This is a genomic window from Pseudoalteromonas sp. 19-MNA-CIBAN-0066 (genome assembly GCF_040308705.1).
GTDB classification, from domain to species: Bacteria; Pseudomonadota; Gammaproteobacteria; order Enterobacterales; family Alteromonadaceae; genus Pseudoalteromonas; species Pseudoalteromonas nigrifaciens.
The window spans coordinates 1-270 of the sequence record NZ_JBEONZ010000215.1 but is presented as its reverse complement, the minus strand read 5'-3'; the positions used below and the strand labels follow the sequence as shown (position 1 = coordinate 270).

The following is a 270-nucleotide window of genomic DNA, read 5'->3' as shown; positions in this document are numbered from 1 at the left end:
GTCCGTACCACATATAAGGGTCGGTAAATAAACCTAGCTCTTTGCCTAAGCTTTCTGCATAAAGCGCCCAACCTTCTGCAAACACAGTATAACCTCCAAATTTGCGAAAATCAGGTAAGCCCTCTATTTCTTGCTGAAGTGCTATTTGAAAGTGATGGCCCGGGGCTGCTTCGTGAATCGATAAAGTTTCGAGTAAAAATTTAGGCTGCGCTTTTAAGTTATAAGCATTGATATAAAAAATACCAGGGCGAGAGCCATCAGGCGCCGGAG

Annotated in this window: 1 protein-coding gene; it reads right to left on the bottom strand. The window is 43.7% G+C overall.

The genetic code is table 11. From position 1 onward, the window contains the following. A partial coding sequence (locus tag AAEZ18_RS18880; RefSeq protein ID WP_352255941.1) for a DUF885 family protein occupies positions 1-270 on the bottom strand: 270 nt, incomplete at both ends.